Raw genomic sequence first — 23005 nt, 5'->3', positions numbered from 1 at the left:
TTGCTACGGTCCGGCGCATCGCGCGAACAACTAGCTGAACGATGAGTACCGAAGCGCCGCGGCGCAAATGTGCGTCACCAGCGGTTGTCGCGCCACGCATCCCGGGTCGCGCGTGCTCTCATCGCTTCGATGAAGGCGCGCACGGCGGGCATTGCCGCACGGCTGGGATGGTAGAGCAGTTGCACAGCCAGGGGCGGGGGCGCCCGATCTTCAAGGAGGCTGACCAATCGGCCGACCCGCAGCGCCTCTGCCACCTGATAACTGAGCACATTGACGACACCGGCTCCCGCCTCGGCAGCCGCGATGCGCGCGGCAATGTCGTTGATCAACAATCGGGGTTGCACTTCGACCTTGAGCGACCTGTCCTCACCGAACCGCCAGACATTGTCCGGCCGGATAGAGGAACCGTCGATGCAATCATGCCCAGCCAGTTCGGCAGGCTCGGTAGGCGTTCCGCGCTGCTCAAGGTAACTGGGGCTGGCCACGATCACCTGCCGCACCGCGCCGAGCCGCACCCGCATCAGCGTGCTGTCAGATAGTTCTCCGATGCGTACGGCGACGTCGATGCCTTCCTCGACTATGCGCACATTGCGGTTGAGCAGCATCATCCTTGCCGACAGACCGGGATGGTCAGCCAACAGCCCAGCAACGACGGGCAGGACATGCATGCGCCCGAACAGCACAGGTGCGGTCACGCGCAGTTCCCCCTGCGGCGCGGCGCCGCGGCCCATCACCAGATGCTCGGCCTCGCGCAAGTCTGCGAGCAATCCCCTCGCGCGCTCGAGCAAGGCGGCCCCCTCGTGCGAAAGTGCCACGCTCCGGGTTGAACGGTGAAACAGGGTGACGCCAAGATGCGCCTCTAGCGCCGCGATGGTCCGCGTCATCTTTGCCGGTGACTGGCCAAGCGCCCGAGCCGCACCGGCAAAACTCCCGTGCTCGGCAATCTCGACGAAAGTGCTCAAGGCCTCGAAGCGATCCATCTATTATTCTATATTATGAAATAGTGACTGCCATATTTTGATCATTATCACAAAATTGGGCGAGTGGTAATTGTCCCGCCATGACGGCGAACTTTCTCACGACAATGCTCGGGAAGGCAGCACGGGCCATGCAGGCGCAGGCCGGATCGCGCGATTCCTATGCGGCAATGGAAGCACGATCGGACGTGCTTCCCGATCCCCTTGGGCAACGGGAGGCCGAATTCATCGCCGCACGGGACAGCTTATACATGGCCAGTGTCACCGCGGACGGCTGGCCCTACGTTCAGCATCGCGGAGGGCCGGCGGGCTTCCTGCGCCAACTTGGCGCCAATCGGATCGGATTTGCCGACTTTCGCGGGAACCGCCAGTACATGTCGGCCGGGAACGTCGCAGAGGAGGATCGCGTCGCTCTCATCCTTGTCGATTATCCGGCGCGGCGAAGGCTCAAACTGATCGGCCACGCCAGCCGCATCGCGGTTTCCGAGGATCCCGAAACGGTCCTTGCGCTGATGCCGGAAGGTTATTCGGCAATTCCGGAAGGCGCCTTCGTCATCAACGTCGTCGCCTTCGACTGGAATTGCCCGCAACATATCACGCCGCGCTGGACGGCGCAGGACATCGCCAACATGCAAAGGAGCGGAGAGTGGCCACAGATCTGAACCCCACGAAGCTTACAAAGGGCGCCCATCACGTAGGTCTTGCCGTGCGCGACCTGGAGGAAGCCTGCGGCTTCTTCCTCGATGCCCTCGGCTTCGAACGGGTCGGCGAAGTGCCGGACTATCCTGCAGCTTTCGTATCCGATGGCACCACCTTGCTGACCTTGTGGCAAGTGGCGGATCCGCGGTCGGCGCGAGACTTCGACCGACGCAGCAACATCGGCCTTCACCACCTTGCCCTGAGCGTACCGGACGAGGAACGCCTGGACATTGTATTCGAACGCGTCCGCAACCATCCCGGCACGCGTATCGAATTTGCCCCCGAACCGATCCGCGCGGGATCGCGAACAAGGCATTTCATCTGCGCGATGCCCGGCGGCATTCGCATCGAATTCGGGACACCTTTTGCATGACCGGAGACCGAACCGTGACCCGACCGCCCTTGCCTCCGTTTTCCGCCGCCAGCGCCGCCGAAAAGGTGCAGGCTGCCGAAGACGGCTGGAACAGCCGCGATCCCGCCAAGGTCGCCCTCGCTTATACGCCCGGCAGCATCTGGCGAAATCGCAGCGAGTTCCTGCAGGGTCGCGAGGCCATCACGGCGTTCCTGACACGCAAGTGGGAGAAGGAAAACGACTACCGTCTGATCAAGGAACTTTGGGCCCACGACGGCAACCGCATCGCCGTGCGCTTTGCTTACGAATGGCGCGACGATGCCGGGCAATGGTTCCGCAGCTATGGCAACGAGAACTGGCAGTTCGATGCGGAGGGGCTAATGGAACGCCGCATTGCCAGCATCAACGACCTGCCGATCGCAGAGGAGGATCGCCTGTTCCGCTGGCCCATCGGGCCTCGACCGGCCGATCATCCCGGCCTTTCCGATTTGGGCCTTTGAAAGCTTCTCATGCAGGGGGCTCGGGGGCGACAGAAGCCGCGAAAAGGGGCATAAGGCAGGGCTAATGGGCGATGCGCGTAAGGAGTCCTGCGCGATGGGCATGACCAACAAGGAAACCCACACCAACATTGGCGAGGTGGCAGAGGGGATCTGGCGCATCAATACGCCGGTGGCGATAGACGAAAATACGGCCTTCTCCTTCAACCAGTACCTTGTAGAGGCGGAACGCCCCCTCCTCTTCCATACCGGTCCGCGCCAGCTTTTCCCGGTCGTGCGCCAAGCTGTCGAGCAGGTCATGCCCTGCTCGCGGCTTCGCTATGTCGGCTTCTGCCACATGGAGGCGGACGAGTGCGGTTCGCTCAACGAATGGCTCGCCTGCGCGCCCGACGCCGTGCCGCTGTGCAGTGCGGTAGGCGCCATGACGTCGATCGGAGACATCGCCAGCCGCCCGCCGAAGGTCCTGTCCGAAGACGAGGTGCTCGATCTGGGCGGCCGGGACGTGCAGTGGTTCGATGCACCGCACGTGCCCCATGGCTGGGACAACGGCTTTCTGTTCGAAAGGAGCACGCGCACCCTGTTCTGCGGCGACCTGTTCACACAGCCCGGCGAAGGCCGTGAGGTCCTGACCGAAGGCGATATCCTCGGCCCCAGCGAGGCGTTCCGCCAGGTCATGGACTATTATGCCCACGCACCCGAGACCGGGCCGACACTGGCCCGTCTGGCTGCCAGCAGGCCGCAGGTCCTGGCCTGCATGCACGGCAGCGCCTGGCGCGGCGACGGCGAGCGGCTTCTGGGTGACCTTGCAAGGGCCCTGGCCGCCTGAGCCATGCGCGCAACGGCGACGGGCGATCAACCGCGGGCATATTCCGGGCCCGCCTGTTCCAATCTGAAGGCGTGCCCTTTCTGCGGCTCACGTGATGTGGGTTACTTCGAGCATGTCTATGCGCGGCATTTCTCGGTCATGTGCAAGACATGCGGCGCGGAAGGCCCGCCCCGGTCGGAGCACGAGGAAGCCGCGAAGCTGTGGAACGGGAGAGTGTAAGAGGGCACAGGCCCTGACTGGCTATCACATTGCCAGCACGAGGTCTCGCCAGCCGGTTGCGAACCTTGCCGACGATTGCTTTTCGAACAATAGCATGAGGGTAAGCATCGGCCGTTGCGGCCCGCAGGCGACTGGAATTGCACGGCGGATCAGGGCACCCTCTGCAAATGAACGGTGAATCGCATCCATCGCGTCCGGCCGCATGGCTGTGGCTCCTTGCAGGCCTGTGTTACCTGTCAGCCGAGACGATCTCCGCTGCCGCCTTCCCGGGCTATAGCTATGCGAGCAACTACGTCAGCGATCTGGGCGTGCCTTATGCCGATGTCATCGACGGCCGCATGCTGCGCTCCGGTCTTGCCTGGGTCATGAACTGGTGCGGGTTCATCCTCGACGGCGCGCTGTTCGCCGCGGCGAGCGTGGTCGCTGTCTGGCTCATGCCAAGAACGAAAGTCGGAGCGACGAGCAGCGTAAAACCATGGGCCGCAATCTTTCTGGCGCTGGCCCTCATTCACTCAGCCGGAACGGTACTGGTCGGGCTCGTTCACAGCGGCAGCCGCGAGCTGGTTTCAGGCATCGGTCAATACCATGTCCTTGGCGCAGCCCTGGCGATACTGGGCGGAAACTTCGCACTGATTGCCGCGGCCATGCTTGCACGGCGCCTGGGCCTGGCGCTGGCCTGGCAGAGGGCGAGTGCAGCGCTTGGCCTGTTCGGACTGGGCAGCCTTGCCCTGCTCGAATTCAATCGGATCGGGGGTGCGGCCGTCCTGCCCGACGGCGTACTGGAACGAGCCAGCATCTACCCGATCACCGCTTGGGAGATCGTGACAGGCCTGACGCTTCTAGTCGCCGGCTCAAAGTTCGAAACAGCCGCGCCGGCCGAAACCGGCGCGACCTGATCGCGTCAAACGATCGCGGCGATACCCGCCTTGGCGATCTGGGCGTCCTGGTCGGACTTGACGCCGGAGACGCCCACCGCGCCCACGAAATCGCCATCGACCACGATCGGCACGCCGCCCTCGAGCAGCGCGCCCATGGCCGGTGCCGACAGCATCGACACGCGGCCGTTGCGGATCATCTCCTCGTAGACATTGGATTCGCGCCGGCCCATGATCGAGGTCAGCGCCTTGGCCGGGGCCATGTGCGCAGTGCTCGGGGCGGCCCCGTCGAGGCGCAGCATACCAAGCAGGTGCCCCCCGTCATCGACGACGGCGATCGCCACGGCCCAGCCGTTCGTGACGGCTTCGGCTTCTGCGGCAGCAAGGATCGCCTTGACGTCGGCGGCTTCGAGACTGTGCTTGGTTTTCATGACTTTCCATTCCGCTTGAACGCTCCGACCAGGATAGTCGGAGCGGTTCTGGTGAGGTGCAGGGCAGAGCCCTTAGCAGCGCGGACGCCGCACGCCAGAACGAATGTGCCTCCGGTTTGGAGACCCATCGCGTGAAAGCATCGACGCGCTCGATCCCGCTGGCATCCCTGCAAAGATGCGCCTAGGGGGCCCGCATGTCGATTGCCCGTAATCTCGCCGAGCTTGGAAAGCTCGTATCCATCGACCATGGATGGCCCGCAGCCAAGGCATTCAAGGCCTACCGGATGTTGGACAGCGATCGCGCCGCGCTGTCGGCGCGCGCAGTCGACCTGCTCAAGGTATTTCCTCCGATCCCGGATGCATGTGCCCTGATGAGCGCCGCCCTCGCCGTGAGCCTTGAAAGGCGCCTGAGCGCGCCGGTCTATCTTGTCGCAGGCACGCTGACAGTGGAAGGTGTCCCGGCCTTCGGCAAGCGAGAACCCATTGACGGAGCGCAGGTCTTCGCGGCGTCCAATCCGGATTGGGACGGCCACGTCTGGGCAATGATCGGCCCCTACATCGTCGACATTTCGATTTTCCGCACGGCCTATTCAAGCACGGGGCCGGCCAGGCTCGCCCGGCATATCCTCTCTACGTTCGGTCCCAACAAGGGGCTATACGTCGATCTCTGGCGACACACCGGGCGGGTGGGCCTTGGCTACGAACCGCATCATGTCCTGAGCAACGACGAAGTCACCGCCCTGATGCAAGGCGCCTACAAGGTCATGACGCAGGCTGCCCCCGACAAAGACCAGGCGAACGACTAGGGCGCTGCCCGTTCGAGGGATGGGTAACGATCGAGCAGTGCGCTGGCGACGCCGTTGGTCCAGCCGAATCCGTCCTGCAACGGGTATTCTCCGCCGCCGCCGGGAAGGCTTTCCTCAACGTCGTACTTCTCCAGCATCTTGCCCGTCCCTTCATAAGTGCGTTCAACGGTCGCGGTCCAGCGCATGGCAATCGTTCGGGCAAGCCCTCCATGGCCATTGCGATCGAGGCCGCTCACCGCGATCCACTGCAGCGGCGCCCAGCCGTTCGGAGCATCCCATTGCTGCCCGGTACGTGTCAGCGTCGTCCTGAGTCCACCGGGCGCGAGGAGTTTTGCGCGGGTGAGCTCGGCAACGGCATCGGCCTGCTGCCTTGAAGCCATACCGACAAAGAGCGGATAGAGCGTTGCGGCCGATAGCGTGGCCGAAGGCTGCCCTTCGGCAAGCAGCCAGTCGGCATAGCGGCCTTCGCCTGCCTGCCACAGAAAGCGATCCATAGCCCGCTTGCGACGATCCGCGCGATGCGCGAAGTCCTGCGAGCAAGAGGCATCGCCTGCCTCACCGCAGCCCCGGGCAATGCGCCGCTCCATCGCCCAGAGCAACGCATTGAGATCGACGGGGACGACTTCGGTCGTGCGTATCGTGGGAAGCGTCCTGCCATCGGCCAGCCAGCGCGAGGAGAAATCCCAGCCGCTTTCCGCAGCGGCGCGCAAATCGCGATAGATCTGCCCGGAAGGTCGCCCCGAAGCCGCGTTTGCGCTCGCCCGGTCCTCGGCAAAGGATTCATCGCGCGGGCTGTCGCGGTTGTCCCAGTAACGGTTGAGGAGGCTGCCATCGGGCATGCGCACGACGCGCAAGCAAGCCCTCTGCCGCCCGGCGCACGCACTTCCTGCCATCCAGAACGCGTATTCGCTGCGCAGCGCCTGCAGCCGGCGTGCCTGCACTGCTGCATCGGGCTCCTTCGAAATGTCGAGCATCAGGGCGAAGAAAGGCGGCTGCGATCGACTGACGTAGTAGGTGCGCGTGCCGTTCGGGATATGGCCGAAGCGCTCGATCAAGCTGGTAAAATCGTCAAGCATCGATTCCACCAGCGCATGTTCGCCATCCGCGGCAAGACCCAGCATGGTGAAATAGCTGTCCCAGTAATAGATCTCGCGGAAGCGCCCGCCGGGCACGACATAGGGGCCCGGAAGCGCAATGCGCGATTCGCCCGGGATCACGGGTGCTGGCTGGCGAACCAGTTGCGGCCAGAGGTTGCGAATATGCGCGCGCAGGCCCGCTTTCCCGGAATCGTTGACACCGGGCACGGTAAAGCGTTCGAGGACGAAAGACCTGAGCGCCTTGTCGTCCACTGGGGGCGCAGCGCGGTAGTCGGTCATGATTTCGGCAGGCGGCTTTTGCGGGATGGCATCGGCAAAGGTCTTGTTGTCATCGAAGATACGGCGCTCCTGCACCGCTATGAAGAGGTTGCCGAAAAGCTCGGCCGGCGATGGCGGCGGCGCATTGCCCAGCGCAGCGCAAGCCAGCATGAGAGCGGCCAGTCTCGAAAAACGGCGCAAGGCCTGCCTCATCGCGTCATCTCCTCCATTGACCTTGTAAAGCAGTGGCATAACGCAAAGTGCAGGATCGGAGAAATCGTCCGCAGGGGCCTTCCTCCAGGTGCGAGGCAAGGCATAGCGGCGGGCGGCTTTGCCAACCACAGGATAACCCGCCGTACCGACTGGACGCGGCAATCGCGGCCCGGCTAACGGCCGGGCATGAGTATCATTGCCACGATCATGAATTCGACCACGGGTCTTGCGATCCAGAAGATGAAATTCGAACGGATGCCCAAGCCCTGGGTCACCTTTCACCTTGAAAATGGTGAACAGGTGACCGCCGACCGTGTCCATGTCGGCAAGCCTGCTCCCGGCAAGTTCATCACTCCCGTCGAAGTCTGGGTTACGCCCAAGAGCTGATCACCGCGCCCGAAAGCGGATACGAGACACTCCCATCCATCATGAGGCAGGGTGCGAGCCCTGCCTCTTGCGGGTCAAGCGCACCGGTCGCAGACCGTCCGCTTCAGGCAAACCTGCTCTTCGCGCCGTGAAAGTGAATCTCCATTTGTCTATTACATAGGTAGAGTTTAAACCGCGCAACAGGGATTCCGGGCGGACGAGCACCGATGCTCTTGCGCGCACCGGGATTTTTGGGGGTCTTGGAACATGCTTGATCAACTGGATCTGCTTCATGCCCTGGCGGGGCTTCTGGTCGGCCTGCTCGTTGGCATGACCGGCGTTGGCGGCGGTTCGCTGATGACACCGCTGCTGGTCCTGATGTTCGGGGTCAGCCCCCAGACGGCGGTAGGTACCGACCTGCTCTATGCCGCGATGACCAAGATTACCGGCACGGCAGTACACGGCTGGCGTGATACGGTCGACTGGAAGATCGTGCGCAGGCTGGCCTATGGCAGCGTTCCCGCCACGATCCTAACGCTTGCCATCATTGCCAATCTTGGCAAGGTCAGCGACCGCAGCCAGCATATCATCCTGTTCTCACTGGCCGTTCTGCTGGCGATCACCGCATGCACCGTGATCTTCCGCAGCCGTCTCGCCCGTTTTGCGAAAGACCGAGGACCGCTTGAGCCGACATCTCGGGTGACCGGCGCTACCGTCGTGCTCGGCGCGGCGATCGGCACCGCCGTCTCAATCTCTTCGGTGGGTGCAGGCGCGATCGGCGTAACGATCCTGCTGATGCTTTACCCGCGCCTGCCTATGGTCCGCATCGTCGGCTCGGACATCGCCCATGCCGTGCCGCTCGCCCTGATTGCAGGCTTCGGCCACTGGATCATCGGAGATGTCGACGGCACCTTGCTGACCAACCTCCTCGTCGGCTCCATTCCCGGAGTGATTGTCGGAAGCCTGCTGTCCACCCGCGCACCCGAAAGGATCCTGAGGCCCTTGCTCGCAATCGTCCTGGCGCTTTCGTCGTGGCAGCTTTTCGTCAAGGCGTCTTCGCCTGCCGAAGCGGGGGCAAAGTCATCCGCAAGTTCCGCCACCGGCACTCTTGCGGCGCCGGGGAGCTCGGGTCAGAAGTGACGCCGGTGACCCGATGGCCCGCCGGTTGAAGGCTTGAACACATGGACGTGCAACTCGTGGTCATCTGTCTGCTCACTGCAGGCATCAACCTGATCGGAACGCTGGCCTACGCAGCGCGCATCGCCGGGGTGCGCACGCGCAGGATCGCGATGAGCTTTGCCCTCTTCAACATCCTCGTCCTCGTCAGCCGCACCTCGAACAGTTTCCTTGGGCCCTTCCTTGCCAAGCGGATCGAAAGCCGGCTGGCGATCGGCGGCGGCGATGCACTGCTGGGCGACTTCCGCATGGTGCTGATGTCGGCAACACTCGCCGTTGCCCTCGGGATCGCACTGATCCCGACTAGCCAGCGCCTCTTCGTCAATGCCATCGGCTATTTCCAGCGCCACCGCTCGACCAGCCGCATGTTGCTGCGCGCCGCATCTCCAGCCGGCTTGCGCTCGATCCGCACATCGGTGCGCGCCCCGCGCCTTGAACATTTGCGCGAGCTGGCCAGGCCGCGGGGCGTTGGCTGGGGTGTCCTGTTGGCCAATTGCCTGGCGCAGGCACTGATCACGGTCGGTGTACTCGCCTCGCTCTATGCCGGTTACCTCAATCCGCAGTATCGCGTGACCGCCTCGCAGCTATCTGCCGTGATCAACGGCTTTGCGACGATCCTGCTCTTCGCGCTGATCGATCCGCAGCTCTCGGTGATGACCGACGACGTCGTCGAAGGCCGGGTCAGCGATCCGCTTTTTCGCCGCACGATCGTCTGGATCAGCTTCAGCCGCCTCGCCGGAACCGTGCTCGCGCAGGCCTTCTTCGTACCTGCCGCCCACCTCGTCGCCTGGATCGCCTTCGCAGTCTGATCGCAGCGGCCGCGAGCGCATTCTTGCCGCGGATCCTGTCCTTCCCCAGTGCCTGTTGCTGCAGCTCGCTGAAAGCATTGGGGAATGCAGGTCGCCGCGTCAGCTCATCGCAAAAGCTGACTCCGCGGGCAGTTTTACGCTATCCTGAATCTTGCGCGAGATCACCGATTCTCCCGCCGCAAGGGTTGCCAATATCCGTGTTGAAACCCGGCTCGCCATCACTTTGCGCGGGCCATGGCGAGGAGGGCATTATGGCATCCGTGATCGAAGCCTACAGAGACGAAAAGGGCAATCTCCACTACGAACCGTCGAGCGCCATCGTGGCCGACATCGCGGCCGCACTGGGGCGCGTGGGCGATGAAGGCGGCCTGACCGAAGGCGTCGCGCGCCTGATCCTGGAAAAGCGCGTCGCCATCGAAAAAGCCTTCAGCGATCTCGACCGGCTGGAAGGCAGTTCGCTGACGGTCATCGATGTAAGCGACCACTTGCGGGTCCAGTCGATTTCAGCCTGACCTGCACAAGGCAGGGCCGGATCACTCCTCCTCCTGCGGCCTCCTGACGGAGAGCTCCTGAGCCCATGCGCGCGATCGACTAGCCATTTGGCAGGTTGCGCGCTCTTCGGGCCTCCCCTCAACTGAACCCAGCAGCAAGGCCGCGCGAGCGGCGAGCGCTGCAGCGAGAGGAGAGGGATCATGCATCTGGTCGAGAACGCGCGTGCCAACCTGTCACACGTCCTGTCGCCTATCGCGATCGGGCCGGTCCGCGTTCCGAACCGTGTGGTGCGCACCGGGCATGGCACCGGAATCGGCAAGGGGACGATGAATCCGGCCCTGATCGCCTACCACGTCGAGCGCGCAAAAGGCGGCGTGGGGCTGACCATCATCGAAGCCCTTGCCGTGGGCTCCAGCGCTTACCCCTTCCTCGTTTCCGGCGCGCCGGGTCTCGTCGAAGGCTACCGGGATCTCGCCGCGCAATGCGCACCGCACGGCATGAAGATCTTCCAGCAGATCGGCCACCTCGGCAACGAGGTTCCCGAACTGGACGGCTCGCCCCCGTGGTCCTCGTCGGACAGTGTCGGGGCCATGGTCGGCATCCCGTCGCAGCCAATGACGCTTGCACAGATGGAGTTCCTCGTCGAATGCTACGTCAAGGCAGCGCGCGACTGTGCCGATGGCGGGCTCGACGGCGTCGAACTGCACATGGCGCATGGCTACCTCCTGCAGCAGTTCCTCTCACCTCTCTACAACCGGCGCGAGGATGCCTACGGCGGCAGCTTCGAGAACCGCATCCGCCTCCCGGTCAGGCTGCTCGAGGCGGTTCGTGCAGCAATCCCCGACACCATGGCGCTGGGCGTCCGCCTGAGCAGCGAGCCGTTCGAAGGCGGACTTTCGCCCGATGACGTCAGGCACATTGCCGGCCATTTTACGGAAAGAGGACTCATAGACTTCCTCAATCTCTCCTCAGGTACCGACTACAATCCGCACAAGATCATCGGGGCCATGCACGAGCCGGCGGGCTATGAACTGGAGGGCGACCGGCCCGCGGCCCACGCCAGCAAGGTCCCGGTCATTGTCACGGGTCGCTTCCGCACGCTTGAGGAAGCCGAGCAGGTGATCCGCGAAGGCGACGGCGATCTGGTCGGCATGACCCGCGCGCACATCGCCGACCCCGCACTCGTGCACAAGACCATGGAGGGACGGGCCGACGACGTGCGTCCGTGCATCGGCTGCAACCACGGCTGTATCGGCGGCCTGCTCACTCGCGGCCAGATCGGCTGCACCGTCAATGTCGCGGTCGGGATGGAAGCCTCGTTGTCGGAAGAGCTGATCCGGCCATCGGCCGACCCGAGGCGGGTGCTGGTCGTCGGCGGCGGACCTGCGGGACTGGAAGCTGCCCGGGTTGCCGCCATGCGCGGCCACAAGGTCGTGCTCGCGGAGGCCTCGCCCCATCTGGGCGGCGCCGTCAATATCGCCGCACTCGCACCCCGGCGCGCCGGGATCGCCGATATCGTGCACTGGCTGGAGCGCGAGGTGCGCCGCTGCAGCGTCGACATCCGCCTGTCGACCTACATCGATGCCGAGGACATCGCAGACTACGCGCCCGATGCCGTCATCGTGGCGACCGGTTCACTGCCGCGCCTGGACGGCGCGCAGCACCGCTCGCCCGGCCTCGTAGCCACGGGCATGGATCATGGTTCAGTCGTCTCGAGCCATGAAGTGCTGACCGAGGGCAGCAACCGCCATTGGGGGAGCCGCGCCGTCGTGTTCGACGATACCGGGCACTACGAAGCAGTCGCCGCTGCCGAATACCTCGTCGCCAAAGGCCTCGCGGTAACCTTCGTGACGCCCCACAAGTCCTTCGCCCCCGGCCTCGAACCCGCGCTCAGCGATGAAGCCGCGCTCGAACGGCTGGCCGCGAACGGGAATCTGCGCCTCGTCACCTATGGCGAATTGCTCGGGGTCGGCGACGGCGGCGTGGAGGTCAGGCAACGCTTCGGCGGCGGGGCCTTCCACATCGATGCCGATACGGTTGTGTTCGTCTCGCACAATGCGCCCAATCGGGACCTGCTCGACGAACTGGGCGATGCCCCCTTCCCCGTGATCGCGGTGGGCGACGTGCGCAGCCCGCGCTATCTGCAGACCGCAATCCGCGAAGGACACATGGCCGCGCGCAGCCTGTAATTCGCCCTCAACCCAAGGTGATGTAGCCCAACTGCGAGGCCTTGAAGAGCGTCTGGCAACGATTCACCGCGTTGAGCTTGAGCGAGGCATTGTGGATGTGAAAGCGCACCGTCGCGCGCGAGCGCGAGATGATCATGCCGATTTCCAGATCGGTCTTGCCCAGCGCGGCCCAGCGCAGGCACTCGACTTCTCGCTTGGACAGCAGCACGCCCGCAGGCAGAGCCTGCGCCCCGCCCATCAACTTGACGTATGTCGTCACGAAAAGCCGCGAATAGATCGCCAGCATGTCACCATGGGCGGCGAAGATGTCCGACAGGTCCGTGCGCGACTGGTCCTGCGGCGTCAGGCAGACAACGCCGATCTGGCCGAACGCCATGTGCACCGGCACAACGATTGCGGCGCTGGTCAAGGCCCGGGCCTCGAAGTCGACAAGGTCGATCGCATCGAGATAATGGTTCACCGCATGCGCATGGAAACCCTCGGCGTTGACCCAGAAAGGTTCGGTTTCGAACCGGCAGGCCATGGTTATCGGCGATTGCAGGGCGATGCGCGAATTGCGCCACCAGACTTCCTCGTCAGCCTCCCAGCCGAAAACATCGCGGGCCAGCACGTTGCCCGCCGCATCGACGGGCGTTCGCTTGTCTGTCAGGTCATGTGTACAAGCGACGCGCAGTCCCTTGGCTGCCGCCAGGTCACGCAGGAACTCGGCTGCGGGGCGAATGTCGCTCTCGCCGGAAATCCGCACGGCATCCAGTTCGGCCAGGGTCAGCTCGCAGACGGGTCGACGCACACGCCTGAATTCGACCTCGATCACCGATGACGGCCGTTGCCTCGCGGGCAGCCTGCTCATTGAGATCATCTTGCCTTCTCCTCCTCCTCGGCACGCGTTCAGGCCCTGTCGCCAGGCTCTCCCGTCACGTACTTCGTCATGGTGTCCTGGAACTGCCGGATGCGTATTTCCTGGTAATTGGCGTAGTTCACTTTGCCGCTTTTGGAGGCCTTCAACCCGGCCTGGACGTAAGGCAGATTCTCCATGTCCTGTTCGAAGACTTCCGCCAGCATTCCCAGTTCGGGTGCCTCGGTCCATTTCTGGTCGAGCGTGAGATACCTGGGCGGAGCGCCGTGCGGCACGGGCTGGCCCTTCTTCACGCGCGCGAGTATGCGCACTTCCATCACACAGGTATCGGGCGTCTCTCCCGGGAACCAGCGATAGACGATGTTCGGCATGAACCCGCCCCACGGTGCGAAGTTCGGGAAGACGTTGTAAACCAGTCCATCCAGCAATTCGCAGTCGCTGGCGTCCGCATGATCGTAGCCGGTCTGTTCGGTATAGACGGCACGCATCGCCTCGCCCAAGGCCTCGCGCGCGGTTTGCCCCTCGGGGACGGTGATCGCCATCGGGTCCGCTTCGGGATCGTAATTGTCCGAGGAGCGCCCGTTATACTTGGCGAATTCGTCGACGATCCACTGCTCGCCCTGCCCTTCGGCAATATGCGGGCTCATGATCCCGAAGGGCACCAGATTGACGTTCACGTTGTCACCGTACGTGCGATAGCCCGCGTTGCAGTCCCCGGTGAATGGCAACAGCTGCGGGTGAGTGACGATCGTGTGCCAGGCCTCCATGAAGGCCTCCATCACGACCTTCCAGTTCGCCGGTACTTCCTTGGCCACGCGCATGACGGTCGCGCATTCTTCGTGCCGCCAGCGCTTGAAGTGCTCGGGCAGCGGCGCGAGGTATTCCTCAAGGCTCGGCCCGCCCTTTTCCTCGCGAATGAAGACGTAGCCCGCCCAGCGGCCCACTTCGGCTTCGGGAAGCCCCATCTCCTTTTCCTTGAGGTGCGGGAAGTCCCACTGGCAGGGCATCGAATTGAACGAGCCGTCCTTGTTCCAGGCAAAGCCATGGAAGGGGCAGACGAACTTGTCGGCGCTGCCGTCTTCGGTGCGCAGCTTGCGACCACGGTGGAGGCAGACGTTGTGCATCGCACGGATCGAACCGTCCTCCTGCCGCACGACGAGGTACGTGCGCCCGGCGTTCTCATAGACCACGAAGTCGCCCGGCTCGGGCAAGTCCTCTTCACGTGCGGCAAATTGCCACACGTACGGCCACATTTTCTCGCGCTCCAGCTTCGCGAATTCCTCGCTGGTGTAGCGTTCGGCCGGGACCGGCTCGGAGCCGCGATAGGTGTAGCTTTCCGTTGTCAGAAAATCCGGAACCGCGCGGGAATCGAGAGCCATCAACCCGTTCCAGTCGATGCCCTTGCTGCGCGCGCTACCGTCAGTCAATTCGGGATCCCTCTCCGCCATGGTCAGTCGTTTCCTTGCATCAGGCGATCTTCACGAGCTTGCGGCCTTTTACCCCGCCATGGAAACCGGCGAGTGCGGCATCGGGTACGGTCTCGAAGCCTTCCGAGATATCGAGCCATTCGCGAATGCGCCCTTCGACCAGCCAGCGGGCGAGACGCTGGCGCCCCTCCTCCCACAGGTCGACGTGGTCGAAGTAGAAGAAGCCGCGCATCGTCAGCGAACTCATCGCCATGTAGATGTGGTTGTAGATCGGCTCCGGCTTGGCCCCGTAATGCGCAGTGCCGCCGCAGATCAGCACTTGTCCGTAGTGCCGCATGTTGACGAGCGCAGCATCGAGCAGCGGTCCGCCGACATTGTCGAAAAACAGGTCGACACCTCCGGGGCAGGCCCTGGCGATCTGGCCGGGCAAGTCGTCAGCCTTGTAGTCGACCATGGCATCGAAGCCGCTTTCGAGCGCGGCCGCACATTTCTCCGGCCCGCCGGCAATGCCCACGGGCCGCGCTCCGAAGAGGGGGACCAATTGTCCGGCAATCGATCCGATTCCGCCCGAAGCACCCGAGACCAACACGGTATCGCCGGGCCGTGGCCGGGTGAAATGGGCCAGCCCCAGCCAGGCGCAAACCCCGCTCATCCCCAATGTGACAAGGCCGCTGGCCGTGGCTACACCCTCGGGAATGCGCTGGAGCGGCACACCCATGTGGTCGGTACCGTCGCTGAGCGAATAGTCCGCCCAGTCGAGGAAGCCGGTCACACGCGTACCCTCTGTCCAGTCGGCATTGCGGCTCTCGACGATCGTCCCGGCAATGCCCCCGCGCATCGTCGCGCCGGGAGCGAGCGGGTCGAACTTGCCCGGCATGCCGCGCACCCAGGCATGGTTCATGGCGTCGGGCGAGAAGTACTCCGCCCTTACCAGCACCTGCCCTTCGCCGACTTCGGGCACTGGGCCCTCGCCGCGCTCGAAATGACCGCGCACCAGCGCCATGCCGCCAGCGGTATCGTCGTTGGGCTTGCCCACCTGCCAAAGGCGGTTAGGGACATTGCGCATCGCTGCCTCCTTGCGATCAGGGCAGCGTATGCATGCCGCCTTCGAGCATGACGGTCTGGCCGGTGATGTAGTCCGACCCCGGGCTCGCAAGGAACACGGCAAGCGGTCCGGCATCGCGCTCGGGATCGCCCAGGCGACGCATCGGGATCTTCTCCTTCAGGGCCTCGACGAATTCCGGGCGAGCCTGCTTCCACTTGTCGAAGGCGCGCGTCTCCAGCGCGGGATTGATGATATTGACGTTGATCCCGTACTGCCCCCACTCGCGCGCGGCGGTGCGTGAAAGTGCGCGGATCGCCTCCTTGGTAGCGTTGTAACAGGTATTGCCCTCGAACCCGATCTGCCCCGAACTCGACGCGAAGTTGATGATCTTGCCCCAGCCGGCCTTCTTCATGTGGGGAAAGCAGGCCTTCATGAACCACAGGCTGGCCGTCGCGCCGGTCCGGAAGGTATATTCCCACTCGTCCTCGTCGGTTTCCTCACAGGCAACGAAGACGGTCGAGGGCTGGGGATCGGCCTCGGTGCCGAAACCTTGCGCATTGTTGACGAGAATATGCACCGTGCCGAAGGACTCGACCGCCTTGTCGACGCATGCCATGACTTCGGCCCGATGGCCGACATCGCAGGCGACCCCAATCGCAGTCCCGCCGGCATCGACGATTTCCCGGGCCACCCGCTCGACCGTATCGGGCGTGCGTGAGGCTACCACCACTTTCGCACCGGCCGCGCCATAGGCGAGTGCAATCGCCCGCCCTATTCCGCGACCCGCGCCGGTGACGATCGCAACCTTGCCCTGAAGAACCTTGCCTTCCATCGCTTCCCTTCCCATTGCCGCGCGGCATCGATGGGCCACGCTTGCTTTCAGTACTGGTTTCGCGAGCAGATTGCTCCCGCCCTGTACTCTTCGATACTATCCTATATTATAGTTTAGCAATCGACGCTATTGGCCCCGACGGCCAGGCAAGGCATATAGACGAGACATAACGATCTTCACGAAAAACAAGGAAATTTTGAGTGCCTGAGGTAGCTCTAGCCGATCGGATCGGCGAATATGCGACAGATCGCAGAGGCCGGAAACTAAGCAAAAATCGTCTATTGCGGCGCGCGATGATCATGCGTCAGACGCTCCATCTCGTCGCGGCGCGCGGGTACGATGCCGTCACCGTCGACGAGCTGGCCGCAGCCAGCGGCGTCACCAAGAAGACGCTTTACGACATCTACGGCAGCAAGCAGGCCCTGGTGGCGCAGGCGGTTGCCCTGCGCCTCGACACGCTGATCGCGGATTTCGAGGAAATGCTGTCGGGCAATGGGCTTGCCCGCCTGATCACGATTGTCGAACAGACCTGCCGCGCCGTGCTCGACACCCCCGAGCTGTCGCGTGCGCTGGCGCCGCGGCTCGTCAGCTCCGCCGACGAATTCCATCTGACGGCCTTCTTCGAACGCCTCCACTGTCAGGCGATCGCACAAATGAAGGCAGAGAAGCTCGTCCAGCCCTGGGTCAACGTAGACTTTACCGCGCGCTCGATGATGTTCGACCAGGTCGCAGTGCAGAACATGTGGGCCGGCGGCAACATCAGGGACGAGGACTATACCGGTTTCGCCCTCCTGGGCGCGCTGCGCATCGTCACCCCGTTGGCGCGTGCTTCGCTTCGCAAGGATCTGGTCGAAAATGTCCGCAAGCTCCAGTCCGAGCTGAGCTACGGACAGGAGCTTGCGGCAGAGGGCTGACGGCGGCGGGCCCCAAGGGAGGAGTAGCCGCGCCGGGCTCCGTCAGAATTCGATGCCGAAAGACGCGCCGAAGACGCGCGGCTCGCGCGGTACGGCATAGTGCCAAAGGTTCGGATAGGCTGCGACCGCGAAGGAGAATGAAGGCCCGCGATCGTCAAGCACGTTGCGCACGAAGCCCGTCACGCGCGCCTTGGCGCCTGCGTCGTTCATCGGGAAGACCGCCGAGATGCTCAGATCGACGAGGTTCTGCGGATCGGAACGCACGCGCGGGTCGTTGCGTGGCACAATGAACGGCACGTCGCTCGGCCCGTCCGCCAGGAGCTGGCCATAGAGCGCCGGATCGGGCGCGATCTGCTGGTCATAAGGCGCAAGGTAGCGATAGCCCGCCGACAGGGTGACGTCGACCTGGCCGACCGGAATCGTGTAGTCACCATTGACCGAGACAGTCCACTTGGGCGCGAAAATCGGATCGACCCCCGAATAGTCGAGCGGACGCAGGAACACAGAGCCGTCCGCCTGGGTTATCGGCTGGCCGATGATGAAGCCCTTGAACTTGCTGTCCGTATAGCCAAGCGCGGCACGCAGATTTAGCCGATCTATCGGCTCGACCGCCAGGTCGGCCTCGACGCCCTTGATCTTGGCGCCGGCGGCATTGACCACGATCGTCTCGTTGCCTTGTGCGTTGGCTGCCGTGATGACGCTGCTTTGCTGGATGTCCTTGTAGTCGGTGTAGAAGGCGGCGACGTTGAAGGTCATCCGGCCGTCCCACCACTTGGTCTTGGCACCCACTTCGAAGCTGTCGACCGTTTCGGGATCGTAGGGCGTGCTGGCCGAGAACGCAGTGCCGGCACGACCGCTGAAACCACCGGAGCGATAGCCGCGCGACCACGTACCATAGAGCATGACCGCATCGTTGGGGCGCCAATCGAGCGTCACCTTGGGGGTGAACTTGCTCCAGCTTTCGCTCACCGGATCGGTCAGGATCAGGGGGAAGCGGTAGCGCTTCTTGTCATGCGTATAGCGCCCGCCGCCCGAAAGGCGGACGGTGTCGAGCAGCTGCCAGTTGAAATCGACGAAGCCGGCGTAGCTTTCCGAATGGCCGATGACGTTGATGCCGCCGGCAGGCGCACCGAACACGGTCGTCGTCTGATCAAGCTCGTAATCGCTTTCGAAGTAGTAGAGCCCCGCGACATAGTCGAAACCGTCGAACAGGTCGCCGGCAAAGCGCAGCTCCTGGCTGAACTGCTTGTAGGTCTGGGGACGGTCGGCGATGAACAGGCCGTTCGTGCCGATGTCGAAAACCACATGCTCGCGGCTCTTGCGGTAGGACGTAACCGAAGTGATATCGACCGGCCCGGTATTCCAGTCCACGTTCAGTGTGGCAGCCTTGGCCTTGTAGAAGCCCGGGGAATCGATGCCCTTATAGACTGTGTAGAGGTCATCGGTCAGATTGCCGCCGCAGGCGCCCGCGGGCACGAAATTGCAGAAGGCATCGCCCGGGATCATCGTCGAGCCCATGTAGGATTCGAAATTCTGGTCCTGCTTTTCGAGCGTCAGGATCATGTCCAGCGAACTGTTCGGCTTGAAGCGGATCGCGGCGCCGTAGTTCTCGGTATTGCTCGCACCCAGGAGCTGACCGGTGAGGTAGTGCTTCTGGTACCCGTCGGTTTGCTGGTGGAACTCGAAGAGCTTCACGCCCAGCTTGTCTTCGATCAGCGGCACGTTGAGCACGCCCTTGAAGCCGAAGGTGCCGTAGCTGGATACGCTTGCCTCGCCCTTGCCGCTGAAGGTCATCGTCGGCTTGGTGCGCTGGATGGTAATGACGCCCGCAATCGTGTTGCGACCGAAAAGGGTGCCCTGCGGGCCGCGCAGGACTTCGATGGAATCGATGTCGAAGAAGTCAAGGTACTGCCCGGTCGAAGTGCCGATATAGACGTCGTCGACATAAATGCCGACGGCCGGGTCGAAGCTCTTCTCGACGTCTGCGAAAGCGATGCCGCGGATCGAGATATTGGCGGCCGATGAACCCGTCGGCTGCTGCGTGATGAGCAGGTTGGGCGCGGTTCCCTGGAGGTCGCCGATATCGAGCGTGCCCTTGGCCTCGAGCTGGGCGGGCTGGATCGCGGTGATTGCGACCGGCGTGTTCTGCAGCGTTTCGCTGCGACGGCGCGCGGTCACGATTATCGCGCCCAGCTCCCCGCCCGCATCGGCTTGCGAAGCCTTCGACTGATCGTCGCCTTGCTCCTGCGCGGCGGCAGGTGCAGCCCATGCGATGGCAGCAAGCGCTGCGGCTCCCGACAGGGCTGCCCGGCTTGCACGGCGAGATTTCGAGATTGTGCCAATCATCGTCCCACTCCTCTTCCCATTGATTTTGTATGTTCTTCGCCCGATCGTTGGCGCCGGGCGATGTAACTTTAACGCAGTTTATTTTCGATTGCGATTGTGCAAGTCATGCCAGTCACCGGAAACTTGCTCATCTATTCATTTCGATAGTGGAGTCGAATGGCATGATGAGGTTCCATCACCCCTCGTGCGCGAATTATAAAACATAATGCGTTCTTATACTTAAGGTTGCCCGCAAGCAGCGCCGGATCAAGGCAAGAGGAGAGATTGATGTCTGGCAGCATTTATGACGAAGTCGAAAAGGTCATCGATTTCGAATCTGCACGCGTCGGACCGAGGCCTGATTTTCCTCCTCTTCCCGAGATTCCGGGCGGCCGCTACACCAGCCCGGACTTCCACGAACTGGAACGCAAGCACGTGCTTTCGAAAAGCTGGGTCTGCGCCGGTCGTGACGAGGACTTGCGCAAGCCTGGTGACTATCGCCTCTGGGACCGCCTGGACGTGCCGCTTCTCCTGATCCGCGGGCAGGACGAAAAGCTGCGTGCCTTCTACAACACCTGCCGCCACCGCGGCGCCCCGGTGGTGCGCGACGACAGCGGCAACACCAGGCTCCTGCGCTGCCAGTACCACAGTTGGTCCTACGGTCTCGACGGCAGGCTCAAGGGCGTACCCGACGAGCGCGACTTTGCTTGCCTCAACAAGGCCGAACGCGGCCTCATTGAAGCCTCTTGCGACACTTGGGGGGGCTGGGTCTTCGTCAATCTCGATCGCGACGCGCAGCCCCTGCTGGAGTACCTTGCCCCGGTCGTTTCCGAACTCGATTGCGTGGGCATGGAGAAGCTGCGCACCGTCCACGTGCAGGACTATCCGATCGCCTGCAACTGGAAGGTGGCGATGGACGCCTTCCTCGAGGTCTATCACATCAACACCATCCACCCGACCAATGCCGGCATCATGCTCGACAGCAAGGCGGCCGCGATGGGGCTGATGGAAGGCGGCCACTCGCGCATGGCGACACGCAAAAGAATGAACGAGGGCCTGAACTTCGTGGAATTCGAAGGTGCACCCGACATCCCTTCGATGCCGGACTTCTACCGCCTCAACAACGTCGCCTACATGATGTTCCCCAACCTGATCACGCCGGTCGAGCCAACCGGCTTCCCGGTTCTCCTGTTCTGGCCGGACGGGGTCGGTCACTGCACGATGCAGGCCATATACGTCGCGCCGGACTGGGGCGAAGGCGAGCGTCCCGCCTTCTGGGACCGGTTCCTGCCAATCTTCCACGACGTCCTGCAGGAAGACATGATGAACCTGGGCCCTATCCAGCGCAGCCTGGAATCCGGAGGTTTCACCGGCATGATGATCAATTACCAGGAGCGCCGTATCTACTGGTTCCACGAAGAAGTGGACCGGTGCATCGGCGCAGACCACATACCGGAAGGGCTGGCGGTCGAACAACTCCTGGAACCCTTCGCCGAGCAACCGATCAGCGAAGCCGCGGAGTAAGAGGGATGAGCATGAAGCGCGCGTTTTTCCAGCAAGCCTACTTCGTCCGCAGCATCGACGAGGCGGCCCGCAAGTGGTCCGATGCCTTCGGAGCCGGCCCTTTTTGCATGGTGCGCCATCACCATTGCGACGAGTTCACCTATCGCGGCACAGCCGAAGAGGCGGACGTCTCCTATGCCTTCGGCTACCTCGGCGACCAGATGATACAGTTCATCGAGCAGCACGATGACCATAAATCGATCTATCGCGACATGTTCGCCAAGGGTGAGGAAGGCTTCCACCACGTCGCCTATCTCGTCTCCGACTTTGCTGCAGAGCGCCAGCGCTGGCTCGACATGGGTTTCGAGCTGGCCACCGAACTCTACGCCGACGAGGTGAACGCGGCATACTTCGATACGCGCGCGCTCAATGGCGTTTTCACCGAAATACACGGAGACCCGCCCCATATCATGGGCCTCTTCGCCCACTGGAAGCGGCTCCATGACGCGCGAGAGGCCGACACGCCAGCGACGTACGAAATGGAAGACCTCTCGTTCTTCGAGCGCGCGCCGCTCCTGCCCAAGCGCGAGCCCGCCAAGGCCTGATACCAGCTACATTGCACTTGCGGCGCCTTGCGCCCTGCTCTTCGCAGTTCGGCGCCCGGCGACACAGGCCAGACTGGCAATGTTGCGCCTTGTGCTTTCCCATTCTCGCGTCTATTGTATCACAGGCATACACAATGGCGCCAACCGGACTCATGGCTGGCGACCGGTGCAAGACAACAAGTACAAGGAGCCTGCCTGATGTCAGAAACCGAAAACGAAGCCGATACCGTCACCTTCACGATCGACAACGGCATTGCGTGGGTCTACTTCTCGCGCCCCGCCAAGCGCAATGCGATGAGCCCCAAGCTCAACCGACGCATGATGGCAGTGCTGGACGAACTGGAATTCCGCGAGGACGTGGGCGTCGTCGTGCTTGGCGGCGAAGGATCGGCTTGGTCGGCCGGCATGGATCTCAAGGAATACTTCCGTGAAACCGAGGCAAACGGGCTTCGCGGCGTACGCAAGTCGCAAAGCGAAAGCTACGGATGGTTCCGTCGCCTGCGCTGGTTCCAGAAGCCGACGATCGCGATGGTCAACGGCTGGTGCTTCGGCGGCGGCTTCGGCCCGCTGTTCGGCTGCGACCTGGCAATCACTGCCGATGAGGCGAAATTCGGCCTTTCCGAAATCAACTGGGGGATCCTGCCCGGTGGCGGCGTGACAAAGGTCGTGGTCGATCTTCTACCCATGCGCGATGCCATGTGGCTGACCCTGACCGGCGATCTGATCGATGGCAAACAGGCCGCAGCAATGCGCCTCGTGAATGAAAGCGTGCCACTGGACCGCCTGAAAGCGCGCACCGAGGAAGTCGCGCGCATGTTGCTCGAGAAGAACCCGGTCACGCTCAAGTTCGCGAAGGATGCCGTGCGCCGCGTCGGGTTGATGACCTATGACGAAGCCGAAGACTATCTCGTGCGCATGCAGGAAGCCTGCAACTTCCATGACAAGACCGAAGGCCGCAAGGAAGGCATTCGCCAGTTCATCGACGAAAAGAGCTACAAGCCGGGCCTGGGCGCTTACGACAAGTCCCGGGCAGCCGTTACCAACGAGGGCTGATCCAACTTTCTCCGGTTCGGGCCTGGTGAACCACCCTCTCTCCTATCGGCCGCCAGGCCCACTGGACATGCGCTCCGGGCAGGACTTCGGTCCTTGATCGAAACTCTCCCGGCACAACCTGCAAGGCCCTGCCCGTCAATTCGGGCAGGGCCTCTTCATGCAG

The 23005-nt window shown here is 63.1% G+C and carries 24 protein-coding genes; 16 read left to right on the top strand and 8 right to left on the bottom strand.

All coding sequences use genetic code 11. The features are described from left to right. Nucleotides 1-74: 74 nt before the first annotated feature. The gene (locus J3474_RS21610) at nt 75-980 is read right to left on the bottom strand and encodes a LysR family transcriptional regulator (RefSeq protein WP_013836829.1); all 906 of its coding nucleotides are present in this window, start codon (nt 978-980) and stop codon (nt 75-77) included. An 80-nt stretch (nt 981-1060) separates the two neighbouring features. Between J3474_RS21610 and J3474_RS21605 the strand changes: the two genes are divergently transcribed. From J3474_RS21605 to J3474_RS21580, 6 genes are all read left to right on the top strand, one after another. Further along, nucleotides 1061-1639, top strand: a complete 579-nt coding sequence (locus tag J3474_RS21605; protein ID WP_207095565.1) for a pyridoxamine 5'-phosphate oxidase family protein — start codon at nt 1061-1063, stop codon at nt 1637-1639. Next, the gene (locus J3474_RS21600) at nt 1624-2049 is read left to right on the top strand and encodes a VOC family protein (protein ID WP_207095564.1); all 426 of its coding nucleotides are present in this window, start codon (nt 1624-1626) and stop codon (nt 2047-2049) included. The genes J3474_RS21605 and J3474_RS21600 overlap by 16 nt, the downstream gene beginning before the upstream one ends. After that, nucleotides 2046-2528 carry a nuclear transport factor 2 family protein gene (locus tag J3474_RS21595; protein WP_207095563.1) on the top strand — a complete coding sequence of 161 codons (483 nt, stop codon included), beginning with the start codon at nt 2046-2048 and terminating at the stop codon, nt 2526-2528. Before J3474_RS21600 ends, J3474_RS21595 begins: the two co-directional genes overlap by 4 nt. A 94-nt stretch (nt 2529-2622) precedes the next feature. Continuing rightward, nucleotides 2623-3351 carry an MBL fold metallo-hydrolase gene (locus J3474_RS21590; protein WP_242528551.1) on the top strand — a complete coding sequence of 243 codons (729 nt, stop codon included), beginning with the start codon at nt 2623-2625 and terminating at the stop codon, nt 3349-3351. 3 nt (nt 3352-3354) lie between these two features. After that, on the top strand, nt 3355-3570 hold the full coding sequence (locus J3474_RS23050; RefSeq protein ID WP_376706550.1) for a Lar family restriction alleviation protein: 216 nt from the start codon (nt 3355-3357) through the stop codon (nt 3568-3570). Nucleotides 3571-3737: 167 nt separating this feature from the next. Next, entirely contained in the window at nt 3738-4466 is a 729-nt protein-coding gene (locus J3474_RS21580; protein ID WP_207095561.1) for a DUF998 domain-containing protein, read from the top strand. Between the two features lie 5 nt (nt 4467-4471). On the opposite strand, the gene J3474_RS21575 is transcribed toward J3474_RS21580, so the two are convergent. Further along, the gene (locus J3474_RS21575) at nt 4472-4876 is read right to left on the bottom strand and encodes a heme-binding protein (protein ID WP_013836823.1); all 405 of its coding nucleotides are present in this window, start codon (nt 4874-4876) and stop codon (nt 4472-4474) included. A gap of 194 nt (nt 4877-5070) precedes the next feature. On the opposite strand from J3474_RS21575, the gene J3474_RS21570 reads away from it, so the two are divergent. Next, nucleotides 5071-5682, top strand: a complete 612-nt coding sequence (locus J3474_RS21570) for a hypothetical protein (protein ID WP_207095560.1) — start codon at nt 5071-5073, stop codon at nt 5680-5682. Here the strand turns inward: J3474_RS21570 and treF are convergent. Beyond that, on the bottom strand, nt 5679-7250 hold the full coding sequence (gene treF / locus J3474_RS21565) for an alpha,alpha-trehalase TreF (RefSeq protein ID WP_242528550.1): 1572 nt from the start codon (nt 7248-7250) through the stop codon (nt 5679-5681). The genes J3474_RS21570 and treF overlap by 4 nt on opposite strands. 186 nt (nt 7251-7436) lie before the next feature. On the opposite strand from treF, the gene J3474_RS21560 reads away from it, so the two are divergent. The 5 genes from J3474_RS21560 (at nt 7437) to J3474_RS21540 (ending at nt 12282) form a co-directional block, all read left to right on the top strand. Further along, nucleotides 7437-7637, top strand: a complete 201-nt coding sequence (locus J3474_RS21560; protein WP_007014665.1) for a hypothetical protein — start codon at nt 7437-7439, stop codon at nt 7635-7637. Between the two features lie 246 nt (nt 7638-7883). Then, nucleotides 7884-8756: a sulfite exporter TauE/SafE family protein gene (locus tag J3474_RS21555; RefSeq protein WP_207095559.1), complete on the top strand. Its 873-nt coding sequence runs from the start codon at nt 7884-7886 to the stop codon at nt 8754-8756. 41 nt (nt 8757-8797) lie between these two features. After that, complete coding sequence (locus J3474_RS21550) at nt 8798-9601, top strand: lipid II flippase Amj family protein (protein ID WP_013836819.1); 804 nt, start codon at nt 8798-8800, stop codon at nt 9599-9601. A gap of 251 nt (nt 9602-9852) precedes the next feature. Next, entirely contained in the window at nt 9853-10113 is a 261-nt protein-coding gene (locus tag J3474_RS21545) for a hypothetical protein (protein WP_207095558.1), read from the top strand. Nucleotides 10114-10293: 180 nt separating this feature from the next. After that, the gene (locus J3474_RS21540) at nt 10294-12282 is read left to right on the top strand and encodes an FAD-dependent oxidoreductase (RefSeq protein WP_207095557.1); all 1989 of its coding nucleotides are present in this window, start codon (nt 10294-10296) and stop codon (nt 12280-12282) included. Between the two features lie 7 nt (nt 12283-12289). Here the strand turns inward: J3474_RS21540 and J3474_RS21535 are convergent, their stop codons facing one another. The 4 genes from J3474_RS21535 to J3474_RS21520 are packed head-to-tail and all read right to left on the bottom strand — an operon-like array spanning nt 12290 to nt 16457. After that, on the bottom strand, nt 12290-13132 hold the full coding sequence (locus tag J3474_RS21535; protein ID WP_242528556.1) for a helix-turn-helix domain-containing protein: 843 nt from the start codon (nt 13130-13132) through the stop codon (nt 12290-12292). A gap of 38 nt (nt 13133-13170) precedes the next feature. Next, nucleotides 13171-14586 (bottom strand): SRPBCC family protein, encoded by a 1416-nt coding sequence (locus J3474_RS21530; protein WP_207095556.1) that lies wholly within the window; start codon nt 14584-14586, stop codon nt 13171-13173. Nucleotides 14587-14605: 19 nt separating this feature from the next. Beyond that, on the bottom strand, nt 14606-15631 hold the full coding sequence (locus tag J3474_RS21525) for an NADP-dependent oxidoreductase (RefSeq protein ID WP_242528549.1): 1026 nt from the start codon (nt 15629-15631) through the stop codon (nt 14606-14608). Between the two features lie 16 nt (nt 15632-15647). After that, the gene (locus J3474_RS21520) at nt 15648-16457 is read right to left on the bottom strand and encodes an SDR family NAD(P)-dependent oxidoreductase (RefSeq protein ID WP_207095555.1); all 810 of its coding nucleotides are present in this window, start codon (nt 16455-16457) and stop codon (nt 15648-15650) included. Between the two features lie 284 nt (nt 16458-16741). Between J3474_RS21520 and J3474_RS21515 the strand changes: the two genes are divergently transcribed. Then, complete coding sequence (locus J3474_RS21515) at nt 16742-17356, top strand: TetR/AcrR family transcriptional regulator (protein ID WP_158511830.1); 615 nt, start codon at nt 16742-16744, stop codon at nt 17354-17356. 42 nt (nt 17357-17398) lie between these two features. Here the strand turns inward: J3474_RS21515 and J3474_RS21510 are convergent, their stop codons facing one another. Beyond that, nucleotides 17399-19702, bottom strand: coding sequence for a TonB-dependent receptor (locus J3474_RS21510; RefSeq protein ID WP_013836811.1), 2304 nt, complete (start codon nt 19700-19702; stop codon nt 17399-17401). A 267-nt stretch (nt 19703-19969) separates the two neighbouring features. Here J3474_RS21510 and J3474_RS21505 point away from each other — a divergent pair, with 267 nt between their 5' ends. From J3474_RS21505 to J3474_RS21495, 3 genes are all read left to right on the top strand, one after another. Further along, on the top strand, nt 19970-21205 hold the full coding sequence (locus J3474_RS21505) for an aromatic ring-hydroxylating dioxygenase subunit alpha (RefSeq protein ID WP_207095554.1): 1236 nt from the start codon (nt 19970-19972) through the stop codon (nt 21203-21205). Between the two features lie 5 nt (nt 21206-21210). Then, complete coding sequence (locus J3474_RS21500; protein ID WP_148274825.1) at nt 21211-21789, top strand: VOC family protein; 579 nt, start codon at nt 21211-21213, stop codon at nt 21787-21789. A 198-nt stretch (nt 21790-21987) separates the two neighbouring features. Further along, nucleotides 21988-22842 carry a p-hydroxycinnamoyl CoA hydratase/lyase gene (locus J3474_RS21495; RefSeq protein WP_013836808.1) on the top strand — a complete coding sequence of 285 codons (855 nt, stop codon included), beginning with the start codon at nt 21988-21990 and terminating at the stop codon, nt 22840-22842. Nucleotides 22843-23005 lie beyond the last annotated feature (163 nt).

Source organism: Novosphingobium sp. PY1 (assembly GCF_017312445.1).
In the GTDB taxonomy this organism is placed as follows: domain Bacteria; phylum Pseudomonadota; class Alphaproteobacteria; order Sphingomonadales; family Sphingomonadaceae; genus Novosphingobium.
The sequence above is the reverse complement of the archived record's forward strand: the minus strand, read 5'-3'. Positions and strand labels throughout refer to the sequence as shown.

Coding starts and splice junctions, on each gene's coding strand:
- J3474_RS21580 (WP_207095561.1), top strand. CDS start 3,738: ATGAACGGTGAATCGCATCCATCGCGTCCGGCCGCATGGCTGTGGCTC.
- J3474_RS21540 (WP_207095557.1), top strand. CDS start 10,294: ATGCATCTGGTCGAGAACGCGCGTGCCAACCTGTCACACGTCCTGTCG.
- treF (WP_242528550.1), bottom strand. CDS start 7,250: ATGAGGCAGGCCTTGCGCCGTTTTTCGAGACTGGCCGCTCTCATGCTG.
- J3474_RS21520 (WP_207095555.1), bottom strand. CDS start 16,457: ATGGGAAGGGAAGCGATGGAAGGCAAGGTTCTTCAGGGCAAGGTTGCG.
- J3474_RS21575 (WP_013836823.1), bottom strand. CDS start 4,876: ATGAAAACCAAGCACAGTCTCGAAGCCGCCGACGTCAAGGCGATCCTT.
- J3474_RS21505 (WP_207095554.1), top strand. CDS start 19,970: ATGTCTGGCAGCATTTATGACGAAGTCGAAAAGGTCATCGATTTCGAA.
- J3474_RS21555 (WP_207095559.1), top strand. CDS start 7,884: ATGCTTGATCAACTGGATCTGCTTCATGCCCTGGCGGGGCTTCTGGTC.
- J3474_RS21515 (WP_158511830.1), top strand. CDS start 16,742: ATGCGTCAGACGCTCCATCTCGTCGCGGCGCGCGGGTACGATGCCGTC.
- J3474_RS21545 (WP_207095558.1), top strand. CDS start 9,853: ATGGCATCCGTGATCGAAGCCTACAGAGACGAAAAGGGCAATCTCCAC.
- J3474_RS21500 (WP_148274825.1), top strand. CDS start 21,211: ATGAGCATGAAGCGCGCGTTTTTCCAGCAAGCCTACTTCGTCCGCAGC.
- J3474_RS21590 (WP_242528551.1), top strand. CDS start 2,623: ATGGGCATGACCAACAAGGAAACCCACACCAACATTGGCGAGGTGGCA.
- J3474_RS21525 (WP_242528549.1), bottom strand. CDS start 15,631: ATGCGCAATGTCCCTAACCGCCTTTGGCAGGTGGGCAAGCCCAACGAC.
- J3474_RS21550 (WP_013836819.1), top strand. CDS start 8,798: ATGGACGTGCAACTCGTGGTCATCTGTCTGCTCACTGCAGGCATCAAC.
- J3474_RS21530 (WP_207095556.1), bottom strand. CDS start 14,586: ATGGCGGAGAGGGATCCCGAATTGACTGACGGTAGCGCGCGCAGCAAG.
- J3474_RS21495 (WP_013836808.1), top strand. CDS start 21,988: ATGTCAGAAACCGAAAACGAAGCCGATACCGTCACCTTCACGATCGAC.
- J3474_RS21560 (WP_007014665.1), top strand. CDS start 7,437: ATGAGTATCATTGCCACGATCATGAATTCGACCACGGGTCTTGCGATC.
- J3474_RS23050 (WP_376706550.1), top strand. CDS start 3,355: ATGCGCGCAACGGCGACGGGCGATCAACCGCGGGCATATTCCGGGCCC.
- J3474_RS21570 (WP_207095560.1), top strand. CDS start 5,071: ATGTCGATTGCCCGTAATCTCGCCGAGCTTGGAAAGCTCGTATCCATC.
- J3474_RS21605 (WP_207095565.1), top strand. CDS start 1,061: ATGACGGCGAACTTTCTCACGACAATGCTCGGGAAGGCAGCACGGGCC.
- J3474_RS21595 (WP_207095563.1), top strand. CDS start 2,046: ATGACCGGAGACCGAACCGTGACCCGACCGCCCTTGCCTCCGTTTTCC.
- J3474_RS21610 (WP_013836829.1), bottom strand. CDS start 980: ATGGATCGCTTCGAGGCCTTGAGCACTTTCGTCGAGATTGCCGAGCAC.
- J3474_RS21535 (WP_242528556.1), bottom strand. CDS start 13,132: ATGAGCAGGCTGCCCGCGAGGCAACGGCCGTCATCGGTGATCGAGGTC.
- J3474_RS21510 (WP_013836811.1), bottom strand. CDS start 19,702: ATGATTGGCACAATCTCGAAATCTCGCCGTGCAAGCCGGGCAGCCCTG.